This is a genomic window from Tessaracoccus luoxuelianae (genome assembly GCF_054483915.1).
The window spans coordinates 174,179-187,921 of record NZ_CM137013.1 but is presented as its reverse complement, the minus strand read 5'-3'; the positions used below and the strand labels follow the sequence as shown (position 1 = coordinate 187,921).

Annotated in this window: 11 protein-coding genes; 6 read left to right on the top strand and 5 right to left on the bottom strand. The window is 70.7% G+C overall.

Annotated features, from left to right (window positions below):
* Positions 1 to 125 precede the first annotated feature (125 nt).
* Positions 126 to 1,469: a right-handed parallel beta-helix repeat-containing protein gene (locus tag ACX1D1_RS00750; protein WP_459055513.1), complete on the top strand. Its 1,344-nt coding sequence runs from the start codon at positions 126 to 128 to the stop codon at positions 1,467 to 1,469.
* Positions 1,470 to 1,487: 18 nt separating this feature from the next.
* On the opposite strand, the gene ACX1D1_RS00745 is transcribed toward ACX1D1_RS00750, so the two are convergent.
* On the bottom strand, positions 1,488 to 2,012 hold the full coding sequence (locus ACX1D1_RS00745; protein ID WP_459055512.1) for a DUF6328 family protein: 525 nt from the start codon (positions 2,010 to 2,012) through the stop codon (positions 1,488 to 1,490).
* Between the two features lie 347 nt (positions 2,013 to 2,359).
* Between ACX1D1_RS00745 and ACX1D1_RS00740 the strand changes: the two genes are divergently transcribed.
* From ACX1D1_RS00740 to ACX1D1_RS00725, 4 genes are all read left to right on the top strand, one after another.
* Positions 2,360 to 3,775: a phage tail sheath family protein gene (locus ACX1D1_RS00740; RefSeq protein ID WP_459055511.1), complete on the top strand. Its 1,416-nt coding sequence runs from the start codon at positions 2,360 to 2,362 to the stop codon at positions 3,773 to 3,775.
* Positions 3,776 to 3,783: 8 nt separating this feature from the next.
* Positions 3,784 to 4,674: a hypothetical protein gene (locus ACX1D1_RS00735; protein ID WP_459055510.1), complete on the top strand. Its 891-nt coding sequence runs from the start codon at positions 3,784 to 3,786 to the stop codon at positions 4,672 to 4,674.
* A gap of 95 nt (positions 4,675 to 4,769) precedes the next feature.
* Positions 4,770 to 6,710 carry an acyl-CoA dehydrogenase family protein gene (locus tag ACX1D1_RS00730; RefSeq protein WP_459055509.1) on the top strand — a complete coding sequence of 647 codons (1,941 nt, stop codon included), beginning with the start codon at positions 4,770 to 4,772 and terminating at the stop codon, positions 6,708 to 6,710.
* A 219-nt stretch (positions 6,711 to 6,929) separates the two neighbouring features.
* Entirely contained in the window at positions 6,930 to 7,799 is an 870-nt protein-coding gene (locus tag ACX1D1_RS00725; protein ID WP_459055508.1) for a DUF4389 domain-containing protein, read from the top strand.
* A 9-nt stretch (positions 7,800 to 7,808) separates the two neighbouring features.
* Here the strand turns inward: ACX1D1_RS00725 and ACX1D1_RS00720 are convergent, their stop codons facing one another.
* Complete coding sequence (locus tag ACX1D1_RS00720; RefSeq protein ID WP_459055507.1) at positions 7,809 to 8,531, bottom strand: DNA alkylation repair protein; 723 nt, start codon at positions 8,529 to 8,531, stop codon at positions 7,809 to 7,811.
* Positions 8,524 to 9,606, bottom strand: a complete 1,083-nt coding sequence (locus ACX1D1_RS00715; protein ID WP_459055506.1) for a DUF7485 domain-containing protein — start codon at positions 9,604 to 9,606, stop codon at positions 8,524 to 8,526. The genes ACX1D1_RS00720 and ACX1D1_RS00715 overlap by 8 nt, the downstream gene beginning before the upstream one ends.
* 163 nt (positions 9,607 to 9,769) lie before the next feature.
* Between ACX1D1_RS00715 and ACX1D1_RS00710 the strand changes: the two genes are divergently transcribed.
* Positions 9,770 to 10,204: an SRPBCC family protein gene (locus tag ACX1D1_RS00710; RefSeq protein WP_459055505.1), complete on the top strand. Its 435-nt coding sequence runs from the start codon at positions 9,770 to 9,772 to the stop codon at positions 10,202 to 10,204.
* A gap of 68 nt (positions 10,205 to 10,272) precedes the next feature.
* Here the strand turns inward: ACX1D1_RS00710 and ACX1D1_RS00705 are convergent, their stop codons facing one another.
* Both ACX1D1_RS00705 and ACX1D1_RS00700 read right to left on the bottom strand, forming a co-directional pair.
* Entirely contained in the window at positions 10,273 to 11,331 is a 1,059-nt protein-coding gene (locus tag ACX1D1_RS00705) for an alpha/beta fold hydrolase (RefSeq protein WP_459055504.1), read from the bottom strand.
* Positions 11,328 to 13,523: a GMC oxidoreductase gene (locus tag ACX1D1_RS00700; protein ID WP_459055503.1), complete on the bottom strand. Its 2,196-nt coding sequence runs from the start codon at positions 13,521 to 13,523 to the stop codon at positions 11,328 to 11,330. The genes ACX1D1_RS00705 and ACX1D1_RS00700 overlap by 4 nt, the downstream gene beginning before the upstream one ends.
* Positions 13,524 to 13,743 lie beyond the last annotated feature (220 nt).

Genomic DNA, 13,743 nt, shown 5'->3' with positions numbered 1-13,743 from the left:
CGTCGGCGGAGCGGCGTGGTCGGTCTCTTTTCGCTCCCTGAGGAGGGCCGCCCGCGAAGCGGCGTGGTCCGTCTCGAAGGGTCGTAACCGGCGCCATCACGCATCACTGGCTGTAGCGTGGCCGCATGAAGGCCGTTGTGGGACTCGTGACGTCGATCGTCGCGTCCACTGCCCTCATGGGCTGCTCCGCGAACCCCGCCGCGACCCCCACGCCCTCGCCCAGTCCCTCGGCCTCGCCGTCGGCCTGGCCCGAGTCCCAATGCCGCGACCTGGCCGCGACCGTCGGCGCGGCCCTCCAAGGCGTGGTCGACTCCTACGAGCAGGCCATGGGCCCGCAGTCCACCGCGACACCCACAGCCAGCGAATCCGCCACTCCCGCTTCTGTCGTCGACGGTGACTCCACCAAGATCCAGGATGCCCTCGAGGAGGTGCGCGACGCCGTCGAAGACCTCAACTGCGCCGCCCAGCAGATGAGGCAGGACGTCGACGAGGGCATCGACGAGGTCCGTGCGATGACCCCTCTGGCCGAGGCGGTGCGCGCCCGGCTTGTCGCGGGACTCGACGGGCGGATCCCCGAGCTTCCGGTCCGCCGGGCCATCTTCCCCGACGACGACCTTCACGAGGCCCTCGCCGAGGCGCCCTCAGGTTCAACCCTGCTCCTCAGCGAGGGGGAGTGGGACCTCACCGGCCCGCTGGTGCTGCTCAGCGCCATCACCCTTGAGGGGAAGGGAGCCGGCGTCACCACGCTGAACTCCAGCGCCCCGGAGGCCGCGGTGCTGGTGGCGACGGCGGAGCCGGTGGCCCTGGAGTCGATGAGCCTCGCCCGCGACACCACCGTCCCAGGCTCCGGCGTCGTCGCAGGCGGCACCGCGACCCTCGTCCTCGACCAACTCGAGATCTCCGGCGGCCGGCCAGACGACACGGGCGGCGGTGCCGGTGTGATGCTTGTCGGCGAGGACCTGGCCACGGACCGCCGCACCTCGATGGAGGCCACAGACGTGGTGTTCCGCGACAACGGCTGGGCCGGCCTCGCCGTCGCGGGCACGCACCGGGTCAGCATCACCTCGACCACCTTCACCGGCAACGGCGAATGCGGCCTGTGCTTCCTCGGCGACGCTGACGGGTCGGTGACGACGGCGGCCTTCGACGCCAACAAGGTCGGGGTCGCGGTGGCCGAAGCGGCTCGCCCAACGCTGATGGATCTCACCATCGACGGTGGCGAGGTGGGCCTTCAGGTTGAGGGATCCGCGGCCCCCATCGTCGACGGCGCCACCATCTCCGGCTCCAGCCGGGCCGCCGTGATCGTCGGAGGCACAGCGACGGGGGCTCTGGCCTCGGTGGTGTGCAAGGACGTTGACTACGGGATCGTGGTCACCGACACCGCCGCACCCACCCTCACCGGCAACACCTGCGCGCTCGCGAGGGGAAGCATCGGCTCCCCCTCGCCGTCGCCCTCCCCTGGAGGCTGAACCCTCAAGCGACTGCCGTCATGCGTCCCGGCGCGACCTGAGGATGAGAGGGAGGATGATCCACAGGCCGAGGAACACCACGACGGCGGCACCCGCGCCCACCAGGCCCCACTGGTCGCCGAGGACGAAGCCGAACGTCAGCCACGACACCGCCACGATGGTGACCGCGAGCAGTCCCAGGCCGATCTTCGCCATCACATGCCCCGCGGCCACGATGGTGTCCTTGCGATGCTCCTGGAACAGGTGCCGGTGCAGCACGACCGGACCGACCACGAGCGCCGTGGCCAGCGTCGCCGTCGCGACTGCTAGCAGGAACACCGTCAGCAGGGTGGGCGACAGGTCGGCGAAGCGGTTCTGGAACGGCAGCGTCAACAGGAAGCCCGAGAGGAGTTGGAGGCCCGTCTGCGTGACCCTCAGCTCCTGGAGCAGTTCGTTCCACTGTCTGTCGAGGCGTTCCCCGGGCGTCTCGTCGCGCTCGGTCGGATCCTCGTCGTCGGGATAGCGCGCCCTCACGGCTCGGGGGTTGTCATCGTGATCACTCATGCCTGTGACGTACCCACTGTCGCGGTGATCCACACATCGCCCTTGACCGGAGGGCGCCGTCTGAGGACGGCGCCCTCCGACGAGTTGTGGGGGGCGCGGCGTTGGTCGAGTGATGGCTGTGCGGCTGTTGTTCCTCCAGGACGCATGTCGAGCCCTCAGGGGACTCGGAGGCAGTCCTGGAGGAACGTGAGCCGCGCGGGCGTCTCGTCACGGCACCTTGCTTGTCGCGGTCGCGCCGAGCGGTGGACCGATTGGCGCGGTGCGAGCCAACCCGGCGAGAGGCCAGGCCCTCAGTGAGCGGTCGACATGGTCTTGCCAGGCGCTGGTCCGTCAGCCACAGTGGACAGATGCCCTACATCGAGGAAATCCCCGCCGGCACCGCCATTCAGCCGCTGCCCACCTCGGTGACGGGCTTCGTGGGCGCCTGCGCCCAGGGGCCGGTGGACACGCCGGTCACGGTCACCGCCCCGGGCGAGTATCACGCGACCTTCGGGCCCACCCTCGGGGCCGACCAGCCACTGGGTCACGCCGTCGACCTGTTCTTCGCCAACGGGGGCACCAGCGCGATCGTCGTCCGGGCGGCAGGGCCCGCCCCGGAGCAACTCGTGCCCGTCGACGGCGCCTCGGGCCTCAACGCCCTCGAAGACTCCGGCGTGACCGTCCTCGCGATCCCCGGGCTCACGGCCGCCCATCACCAACACGTGACCGCCGCGCTCACCTTCTGCGCGGCCCACCGCTCCGTGCTGCTGCTCGACCTCCCCGCAGGCCCTTTCGACGCCGTTGCCAGGGCGACGGTGCAGCAGACGGGACCATACCGTGAGCGAGCAGCCGCCTATCACCCATGGCTCGTCGTCGGCGGGGTGCAGGTCCCGCCCTCGGGAGCCGTCGCGGGCGCCATCTCCCGATCCGACGCCGAGCGCGGGGTCTGGAAGGCCCCCGCCAACATCGCGCTGCACGGCATCGATGGGTTCACCGAGGCGCTAGGCGAGGAGGCGGGCGAGCTGCTGACCCAGGAGGGCGTCAATGCCCTCCGTGAGTTCCCCGGCCGGGGCCGCCTGGTGTGGGGGGCGCGCACCCTTGCCGGCGCCCAGAGCATCGAGCCACCCAAGCGGTACCTGTCGGTCCGCCGGCTCACCGACCACGTCCTTGCCTCCATCGCCGCGGGGTTGGGTTTCGTGGTGTTCGAGCCCAACGACGTGCCCCTCTGGGTGCAGGTGCGGACGACGGTGGAGAACTTCCTCTTCGACCTCTGGCGCCAGGGCGCGCTGCAGGGCACCAAGCCGGAGCATGCCTACGGGGCACGGTGCGGACTGGGCCAGACCATGACCCAGGCGGATGTGGAGGCGGGACGGCTGATCCTCGAGGTGTTCATCGCGACGGTGAGGCCCGCCGAGTTCGACGTCCACCGCCTCACGCTGCAGACCCAGGCGCCAGGAGAGCCCGCGGACGGCGATACCCAGCCGTTCGGTCTCGTAGGACGCAGGCGCATCGACGCGCAGACTGTGCGTACCGTCGACCTGTCGCGCGTGGTCTCGCGCTACATCGGCGAGACGGAGAAGAATCTGGCCGAGGTGTTCGACGCGGCGGAGCGCGCCGGCCAGGTGCTGCTGTTCGACGAGGCAGACGCGCTGTTTGGCGGCCGCTCGGACGTCCGCGACTCCCACGACCGCTACGCCAACCAGGAGGTCAGCTACCTGATCGAGAAGTTGGCGAGGGAGCGGCAGGTCGAGGTGCGCTGGCGGCGGCCACGTCCCCCCGCCTAGCATGAACCATGCCTTATCCGTCGCAGCTGGCGGTCGCCGAGGTGGTCGCGCTCACAGATCCGGTGATGCGCAACGTAGCCATCACCGCCTGCTACCGCGACCTCGCCCTCTCAGTCGCCGAACTCGTCGGCCGCTCTGACGTCAACTGGCTCGCGTTCGGCGCCTGGGCGAGCGCGTCCGCCGGCCGGGTGATCCGTCGCGACGCGCTGCCGTTCGGCCTCGACCCCGGCACCTCGGCCGCGGTCGCTGAGGGCAACCGGACGATCATCGCCGACGTCGCGCCCCGCTTCGTCCGCTGGCTCGACGAGGTGGCGCGGGCGGGTGGGCCCACCCGCCTGGCGCTCGAGGTCGCCGTCGCGGATCCGCTCTTCGGCGAGGCCCCAGATCTGGCTGCGGCGCTGACCGCATACCAGTCGGCCCTTGAGCTGCGGGCTCTGGCGGTGAAGGAGGAGCTCGACGACGAGGCGGACCGGGCCGTCGCGGAGCTGATGCTGCTGGGCAACGTGCGGGTGGCCGCGCACGAGCAGTGGATCGCTGACTCGCTGATCGACGAGGCCATGCCGCTGGGCGGGCTCTTCGGGCGGATCGTGACCCGCTTCGTCGACGTCTACACCCCTGACGGGCCGATCGATGTGTGCCGCGACGTACCCCCGCCGTCGTACCTGGGCGGGCTCCGCTACCCGGCGGTGCTCGACCACCTCGCGCACGCCGACCTGTGTGACTTGGCCGAACGCTTCGAGCATGCGCTGACGGTCGACGTGGCCGGCAGCTCGGCCACCACCTGGGAGTGCTACGAGGAGCGGATGGGCTTCATCTTCGCGTTCTTCCGCGCCTTCGCCCGCGACACCCGCTTCTTCGACGCACCCCCGGAGCCACTCCCCGCCCATCCCGTTGGCTGAGGTGCCGCGGAGGAGGCCATCTCGCTGGGGGTAGCAGTGCCCGCCGCAGGAGCGACCGCCCAGGAGTATCGTGGAATGCGTTCCTGGAGGGCATCATGAGCACCGCGACTCACCCCACATCCACGCCCACCCACGGCCCCAGCGCCCGCGAGGCCCGCACAGTTGCGGAGGCGGCACGACAGACCGAGTGGACGAAGCCCAGCTTCGGCAAGGAGCTCTTCCTCGGCAGACTGCGGCTCGATCTCATCGAGCCCTGGCCCACGCCCAGCCCGGCGGCCAGGGCCAAGGGCGAGAGCTACCTCACGCGGGTCGAGGAGGTGTGCCGCCGGATCGACGGCGCCCGCATCGAACGCGAGGCCAGCATCCCCGACGAGACCTTCGCCGAGCTCGCCGAGATCGGGGCCTTCGGGATGAAGGTCCCCGAGTCGCACGGCGGCCAGGGCCTCAGCCAGTACTACTTCAACAAGGCGCTCACGCTGATCGGGTCGGCCAACCCAGCCGTTTCCGCGACCCTCTCTGCCCACCAGTCCATCGGCGTGCCGCAGCCGGTCAAGATGTTCGGCACCACCGCCCAGAAGGACGCGTATCTCCCGCGGGTGGCCGCCGGTGAGGTCTCCGCGTTCCTGCTGACCGAGCCCGACGTCGGATCGGATCCCGCCCGCCTTGCCACCACGGCCACTCCCGACGGCGACTTCTACGTCCTCGACGGGCTCAAGCTGTGGGCCACCAACGGCACCATCGCCAGCCTGTTCGTCGTGCTGGCCCGCATCCCGGCCACCCCCGGGAGCAAGGGCGGCATCACGGCCTTCATCGTGGAGGCGGACTCGCCCGGCATCACCGTCGAGCGCCGCAACGCGTTCGTCGGCCTCCGCGGGATCGAGAACGCGCTCATCCGGTTCCATCAGGTGCGCGTGCCTGCCGCCAACGTGCTGGGCGCCACCGGCAAGGGCCTCAAGATCGCGCTGGCCACCCTCAACACCGGCAGGTTGTCGCTGCCCGCGATGTGCGTCGGCGCGGCGAAGTGGTCGCTGCACGTCGCGCGCGGCTGGGCCGGGGAGCGGGTCCAATGGGGGCGGCGCGTGGGCGACCATGAGGCCATCGCCACCCGGATCGCGTTCATCGCGGCCACCACCTACGGCATGGAGTCGATGCTGGACCTGGCCGGCATGCTGGCCGACGACGACGCCAACGACATCCGCATCGAGGCAGCCCTGGTCAAGCTCTACGCCTCCGAGATGGGGTGGCGGATCGTCGACGACCTGGTCCAGATCCGCGGCGGGCGAGGATACGAAACGGCAGAGTCGCTGGCCGCCCGGGGCGAGCGCCCGGCCGAAGTCGAGCAGCTCCTGCGCGACATGCGGATCAACCGGATCTTCGAGGGATCCACCGAGATCATGCACCTCCTCATCGCCCGCGAGGCCGTCGACGTCCACCTCGAGGTGGCCGGCGAGATCATCGACCCCGAGGCGACGACACGTGCGCGGGCGGAGGCTGTGGCGCGGGCGTCGGGCTTCTACGCCAGGTGGCTGCCGATGCTCGCCGTCGGTGCTGGCACCGTGCCTGGGGCGTACCGGGAGCACGGCCCGCTGGCCGAGCATCTTCGCTATGTGGAGCGCGCCGCCAGGCGCCTGGCCCGGGCCATCTTCGCCGGGATGGCGCGCTGGCAGGGCAGGTTGGAGCATCGTCAGGCCTACCTGGGCCGCATCGTCGACATCGGCGCGGAGCTGTTCGCCATGTCGGCCTCCTGCGTGCGCGCCACCGCCGAGCGGGACAGCAACCCCGAGGGCGTGGAGCTGGCCGGGGCGTTCTGCGAGCAGGCCAGGATTCGGGTGGATGCCCTGTTCGGCGCGCTGTGGCACAACTCGGACCGCAGCGACCGTCACCTGGCCCGCCGTGTGCTCGACGGGCACCACGCGGGGCTGGAGGACGGGGTCCTGCACATCGCCGACGACCTGCCGTGGGTCGCGGCGTGGGAGCCGGGCCCATCCACGGTGGCCGACGTCCGGCGTCGGATCCCACGCCCACCCGCTGGCTGAGGTGCCGCGCAGCGGCCGCCCACCCGCTGGCTGAGGTGCCGCGCAGCGGCCTCGAAGCCTCGAGAAGGTGACCTTGTCAGCTCACGTTTCTGAGGCTTCGAGGCTCGTCGCTGCGTTCCTCGCTCCTCAGCCCGCGGGAGTGGGCTCGTCGCTGCGCTCCTCGCTCCTCAGCCCGCGGGGGTGGGGTCGTCGCTGCGCTCCTCGCTCCTCAGCCCGCTGATGGGTGGCACTGCCGAGGGCACCCGCGCTGTTGTGCGTCTCATCACCGTTCCGTCGCCGGACGCCCACATCTGGGACGATTCGGCCATGGACATGGATACGTTCCGCGGTCCCGATTCCCCTGTCACCGTCGAAGGCGCTGAGCGACCCGACGTGTCGCGAGCGCTCTGGCTGGTGAAGTGGCTCCTGGCCTTCCCTCACTACATCGCGCTCGCCTTCCTCGCGATCGGGGCGGTGTTCGCCTGGTTCTGGGCGCTGCTCGCGATCCTCATCACCGGCCGGTACCCGCGCGGGGCGTTCGACTACCTCGTCGGCGTCATGCGCTGGGGCTGGCGCCTGGCGTATTACCTCTACAGCGTCGGCGCCACGGACCGATATCCGCCGTTCACGCTCGCCGACGTGCCCGACTACCCCGCCCGGCTGGACGTTCGCTACCCCGAGCGGCTCTCCCGCGGGTTGGTCCTGGTGAAGTGGTGGCTGCTGGCCATCCCGCACTACATCATCCTGGCCATCCTCTTCGGCTTCACCCGCCCCCACAACGACGAGGCCGGGCAGGTCACCACGGACACCAACTGGCCGGGCCTCGTGCCGATCCTGGTCCTGATCGCGCTCATCATCGTGCTGGTCTCCGGCACCTACCCGCAGCAGGTCTACCGCGTGGTCATGGGGTTCAACCGATGGCAGCTGCGTGTCACGGCCTACTCCCTCCTCATGACCGACGAGTACCCACCGTTCCGCCTGGACCAGGGCCCGTACGAGCAGGACGGTCCACGGCTGATGCCGTTGCCGCCCACGTGGGACGACGGCTGGCCCACCGACGAGGCCCCGCCCCCGCCACCACCGACTCCGCCCCCGCCACCACCAGCCTGAACGTTCGGATCAGCGGGCGGCCAGAACGGCTTCCCGCTGCTCCGGCGCGAGGTACTTGACCGCCTCTCGGATCGTCACTCCCGACGCTCTGCCCGCGCGCGGCAGCAGCCAGTCGAAGACATACTCCGGCCGCCGTCGGGCGGTGTCGCGGAGGATCCACCCGATCGCCTTGCGGATGAAGAACTCCTTCTCCTCCAGCATGGCGTCGGCGTAGCGGGCGAAGCGCGCCCAGTCCCCGCCCCCGGTGCGCAGCGGGATCAGGTGGGCGAGGAGCGCCGAACGCCTGATCCAGAAGTCGTCGTCGGAGGCCCATCCGTCCAGGACGGGACCCCATAACGGGTCGCCGTCGGAGACCGGGCCGACGACGGAGCCGGCTAACGAGTCCACCAGCGCCCAGGTCCGCGACTCCCGCAGCAGCCGCTCGAGCAGGTCGGCATCCGCCACCCCCAGGAGCCCGCGGTGTGTCTCCAGAAGGTCGACGGAGGCCGCGCGACGCTCATGCACCGGCTCGGCCCACAGCGCCTCGACGAGCGCGACCAACTCGTCGTGGCCCAGCGTGACCCCCGCCATGGCCGCGCGGACAGCGGCGCGCATCGCCGGCATCGATGCCCCGTAGTGCGTCAACTCGCTTTTGAGGTAGGCCTTCTCGCCCGCGGCGCGCTCGGGGACCGCCCGCGCGCGAAGCTCGGCGTCGAGCTCCGCGGCCAGACCCGCGGCCCACTCCTCACCCACGGCGGTAGACCCGGAGGGCGTCCGCGTCGACAGCCATCAGCCACGGGCGATCATCCCCGAGCCGGATGCCCAGACGGGCGCCGTCGCCCGGGTCGGCCTCGCTGGTGAGCATGGGAACGGGCTCGACGGTGCCCGCCCCCGCCGCGTCGATGCGCAGCACGGCTGAGGCGTCAACCGCCACGCCGGTCTCCACCTCCGCGATCCCGCTCACCAGGAGCGTGAGAACTCCGTCGGTGCCCGTGGCCGCCTCGATCGAGGGATACACCAGGGCGTCGGGGTGGTCCGCCGCCTCAAGCGGGATGGGCAGCGCCAGGTCACCGAGCTGGACCGAGACGCTCCCTGGCTCCGCCTCGACGAAATAGCTCAGCCCACCCTGCCCGACGAAGGAATCCACCTGCGCGAGCAAGCCATCTGCCGGGTCCACCACGACGGGGCGGCCATCCTCGTCGAAGCCGAAGAGGCTGGTGCCGTCGGTGCCTTTGAGCCCCGGGAACCGGTCCAGCTCCACCCGGGAGAACGTGCCGTCCGGGGCCAGCCTCAGCATCCCGGGGCGGTCGGGGGTGGTGCTCTGCAGCACGACGGTGCCGTCGGCCAGCGCCTGCGGGGACTGCCATTGAAGAAACTCTCCCTGGGCGAGGTGCTCCTCGGGGAGGGGGGCGTCGCCGAGGTACGAGCCGCCCTCGTCGAAGTGGGCCAGGCGGAAGTTGGCGGTGTCGAGGAACCACCAGGTGCCGTCGGGCAGCTGCGTGCCGTAGCTGGGGCCCCATTCGAGGCCCTCGCCGCCGGGGGAGGTGCCGAGCCGGTCCTCGCCGTCGCCGTAGGGGAGCGTGAACAGCTCCTCCCAGGGCGGCGCGAGCTCGTGGAATTCGGGGAGGAGAACGGTCTGCGTGGTGAAGTCGAGCAGCGACGGTGAAGCTGCGGGGTTTGCCGACTGGGTGGCATCCGGGGTGGGTGCGGCCGTCGACGTCGCCGACCGGCTCGTCGTCGGCGAGGGTGAGGGCAGCGCGGGGGCGCAGCCTGAGACGCCGAGCGCGATGCAAACGGCGCCGACAACGGCAGATACACGGCAGAACATCAAGCAAACCTCATCTCCTCACGATACCCCTGGGCGCTGGCCCGAAGCTGTCTGCAACTTGCTATCCAGAGAGCGGCTTGTGTGTATATACGCAGAAACCGCTCTATGGATAGCAAGTTGCAGACCGGATCTCGCCCGGCCCGGGGCCGCCTAGGATTGGGCGATGATCCGGGCCCACTTCACCGTCGAACTCCCGGCCGCATGCCCGTCCGACCAGGCCCTGCGCCGCCTCCTCGACCTCCGCGCCCATGACCGCCTCATCCCGCTGACCAGGGTGACCCCGGCGGTTTCGGCGGACGAGTTGACGGTGGGGTCGCGGTTCGTCGGCCGCACCGGCGTGGGCCGGTTCGGCTTCGATGACCACATGCGCATCGAGGCACTCACCTTCGCGCCCGACGCGGCGGCGACCATCGTAAAGCGGGGTCGCGTCATCCGCGGTGTCGTGCAGGTCACCGCCACGCCGTCGGCCGGCGGGAGCGCGGTCCGATGGGAGCAGACCGTCCATCTCCCGTGGCTGCCGGGCTTCCTCCAGCCGACGGCGGCGCGGGTGCTGCGCGGCGGCTACCGGCGAGTGCTGGTCAGGTTGCTCGCGGCCTGAGCGTGTCCGTGTCAGCCGGCTGGCCCGCTGGCTGAGGTGCCGCGCAGCGCCTCAACCAGCGGTGGGGGTCAGCGGGCCAACTCGGCCAGCATCCCCGGGAACACGTCTCGCGCCGCGTCGCGGCCAAGAAAAATGTCCAGGTGACCGTACCCGGGCACCACGCGCAGCGCATGCCGCCCCGGCTCCACCCCCTCCAGCCACCGATGAGTGCGCTCCTGGCTCTCGGGCAGGAAGCAGCGGTTGTTGCGCCCGGCGTAGAGCACCCACCGGGCGGCGGTCTGGGGCGCGCTCACTCCGTAGTCGTCCGGGAGCCCTTCCCTCCGCGACACCGACACCAGGTGCCCCGCGCGGACCGAGGCGTCCATCTGCGCAAAGAAGCTCATCGGCACCTTCCCGAACTCGCCGCGGATCCACTCGTGCGTGTCAGCATCCAGGTTGGCGTGCGACCACAGCGCAGGCCTGCCCGCGCCGTAGGTGAAGCTCACCTGCCGGCACACGGAGTTGTCGCACTCGCGGTGCGTCAGGTTCACCGCCGCCCTGGTGGCGCGCGCGAACAGCGAGTCCGGCTCGTCGCCCCAGGCCGGGTTCAGGTACGGGCTGAGCGGCTGGAGGAGAGGCCGAAGCCGACGGATCTTGAACACCGACACCGGCGGGATCACGGGGTGGAACGACACCGCGTTGGAGACGATCGTGGTCACCTGAGGAAGCAGCCCCGCCGCGGCGGCCATGGCGAACGAGGTGGACCCCTGGCAGTGGATGACCGCCTTCATGGTCGGTGACCCGGTCGCCTCGGCCACGTACTCGACGGCGGCCGGATGGTCCCACGCGGCGGCATCGTCGAGGGTCCAGGCAACCGGATCGAGGTCGATCGACGCCCGCCAGTTGAGCAGCCACACGTCCCACCCGTCGTCGATCAGCGCGTCGACGAACGTCCGCGGCACCGGGGGCCGGAAGATCTCCCCACGGACCCCCGCGCCGTGCACCAGAATCACCGGCTCCCGCGTCGGCTCATGCCTGCCGCGGATCCGCAGCAGGGTGATCGGGTGCCCGTCGCGCGCGGCGATCACGTGGTGGGTGACCCGATGGTCGGCGCGGGTGGTGGGCCGGATCTGTACCGGGGTGCTCATCGGTCCTCCTTGCGAACGGGCCCGTAGGTATCGGTCAAGGTGCGCGCGAAGTGGGTCCCGAACCTGCCCAACGAGCGCAGCGGGGTCCGGCCGTCCGCGCGGAACGTGGTGAGTTGGCGGGCGAAGTCGCGCGGCAGGATGCGGAGGAGCCCGGCGCCGAGGACCGGCCCGTCGCCGCCGGGCGGCACATGCCCCTTGAGCAGCGTGATGTACAGGGTGGAGGTGTCCTTCCAGATGTCCAACCCCGGGTCGTTGCGCACGGTCTTGAAGCCGTACATCGTCACCGGCGCACCGGCGAGGTCACGGAACCACAGCCGGTAGCGCATCTCCCGCGTGGCGGCGAACTCCGTGGCGACGAACAGGTTGAAGAAGCCCCGCTCCACAGGAAGCTTCCCGCCCAACTCCTCGCAGCGCACGTACCCCGACGCGGTCCCGGGGTGCAGGTCGTCGGCGAGGAACCGTTCCACGTCGGGGACGGTGATGGTCAGCTCGAACATGAACCGCTGATTCACCAGCCGCGCCCGCTTCCAGCCGACGACGGGATCCGTCTCGCCGAGCGCCAGGAAGCCTTTCATCTGCTCGGTGAACTCGACGGTGTCGCCGTCGAGGAGAGCGGCCGGCGCGGATCCCGGCAGGTCGTCGTCGTTCTCGTCCGACCGGCGTCCTGCAGGCGCCGATTCCAGCACCCGCTCCACGATCCGGTCCGCGTTCGCGGCGATGGTGAGCGCCGGATTCGGGCCCACCGGGCCGGGCATCGCCGCGCCGTCGACGATGAAGAGACCGGGGTAGCCGAACACCTCACCATGCGCGTCGACCAGCCCGTCATGGGGCGAGCGGCCCATCGGCGCGCCCCCGAGCGGGTGCACAGTCACGACGCGCTTCGTCCACCACAGCGGGTTGTCGTGGAAGTCGGCGTTCAGCTTGTCCGACATCGCCCGCATGGTCTCGCGCATGGCGGTGAAGTAGCGCATCGACGTCGCGCTGCACCAGTCGACATCGATCTGGCCGTCCCTCAGGACCACGCGTCCGTCCGCGACGTCCCGGCCCATTCCCAGCATCGGCAGCGAGCTCGAGCCCAGGCGGCCCTGACCGACCAGCCCAGCGACCTCCGCCGAGATGGTCGATTCGTTCTGCCCCCGAAGGCGGTGCAGCAGGATCTCGCGCGCCACCTTCGCCGCCCGCTGGAGCGACGACGTCACCTGGGCGGTCTCGATCAGCCAGTTGGCGAACTCGGGGAACCCGGCCTCCTGCACGTAGTACCCGCGGTGGTGCTGCGGGTCTCCGTCCAGAGCGTCGGGCACGCGGATCGACGTGGTGATCACTGGACCGTGGCTGCCGTCGATGAGCCGAGGGTTCCCGGACTCGGTGTCCACCCGGGCGCCCATCGCGAAGGTGAGGAGATCGCCGTTGCCCGAGAACCGCGACCCCAACGCCCGGCTCAGGCCAGGGAGGTTCACCCGGTTGCGCAGCAGGAGGGTGGTGGTGCCCAGCGCACCGGCGGCCAGAAACAGCCGGTCGCCATGGAGGGTGCGGGTGGTGCGCGTGCGGTGGCCGTTGTCCTCCAGCGGGTCGCCGTACTCGGTGTAGCGCACGGAGTAGCCGCCGCCGCTCAGCGGGACGATGCCCGAGACCTCGCAGTGGGGGCGGATGTCGGCGCCGTGGTGGACCGCGGCCGAGAGGTACGTGTGGTCCAGGGTGTTCTTGGCGCCCTCGTTGCAGCCGATGTCGCACTCGCCGCAGAGCCGGCAGGTGAGGCGGGTGGTGTCGTGCAGGTTCCCGTACTCCGGGGGCGCGATGATCTGCTTCATCGCGGGCGCCCCGTGCGGGGTCGCGGAGAAGGAGATGGCCAGGGGAGGGTGGATCACGTCCAGCCCCAACGACTCCGCGGCCTCGCGCAAAGCCCTCGTCTTCGGCAGGTCCGGGTAGGGCGACGGGACGGGGGTCAGCATCGCCTCCACCGCGTCGTAGTGCGGCTCCAGGTCCGCGCGGCTGATCGGCCAGTGCTCGTAGCCGCCGCCGGGGAGCGGCGAGTCGGCCACGAACCACTTCTCGTCCTTGCGCAGCAGCACGTTGGCGTAGATCAGAGAACCGCCGCCCAGGCCGCTGGAGACCACCGCCTCCAGCTTGCGGAAGGACTTGATGTCGAACAGGCCGAACAGCTCGTCCTTCGGCTCCCAGAAGGCACGGCTCATCTCGTGCGGATTCCGCGCGAAACTTCCTGGTGGATATGGGCGGCCGCGCTCCAAAAGGACCGTCGCGTGTCCCGCTTCGGCCAGCCGAAAGGCCGTCACGGACCCCCCGAAGCCTGATCCCACTACCACTGCATCGACCCGCTCGACGGGGGCACGCTCGCTCATGGCTCACCCTAACGGCCGGACGGAGCCGCGGGGAAGGGGCGGAATCCGGACCTGA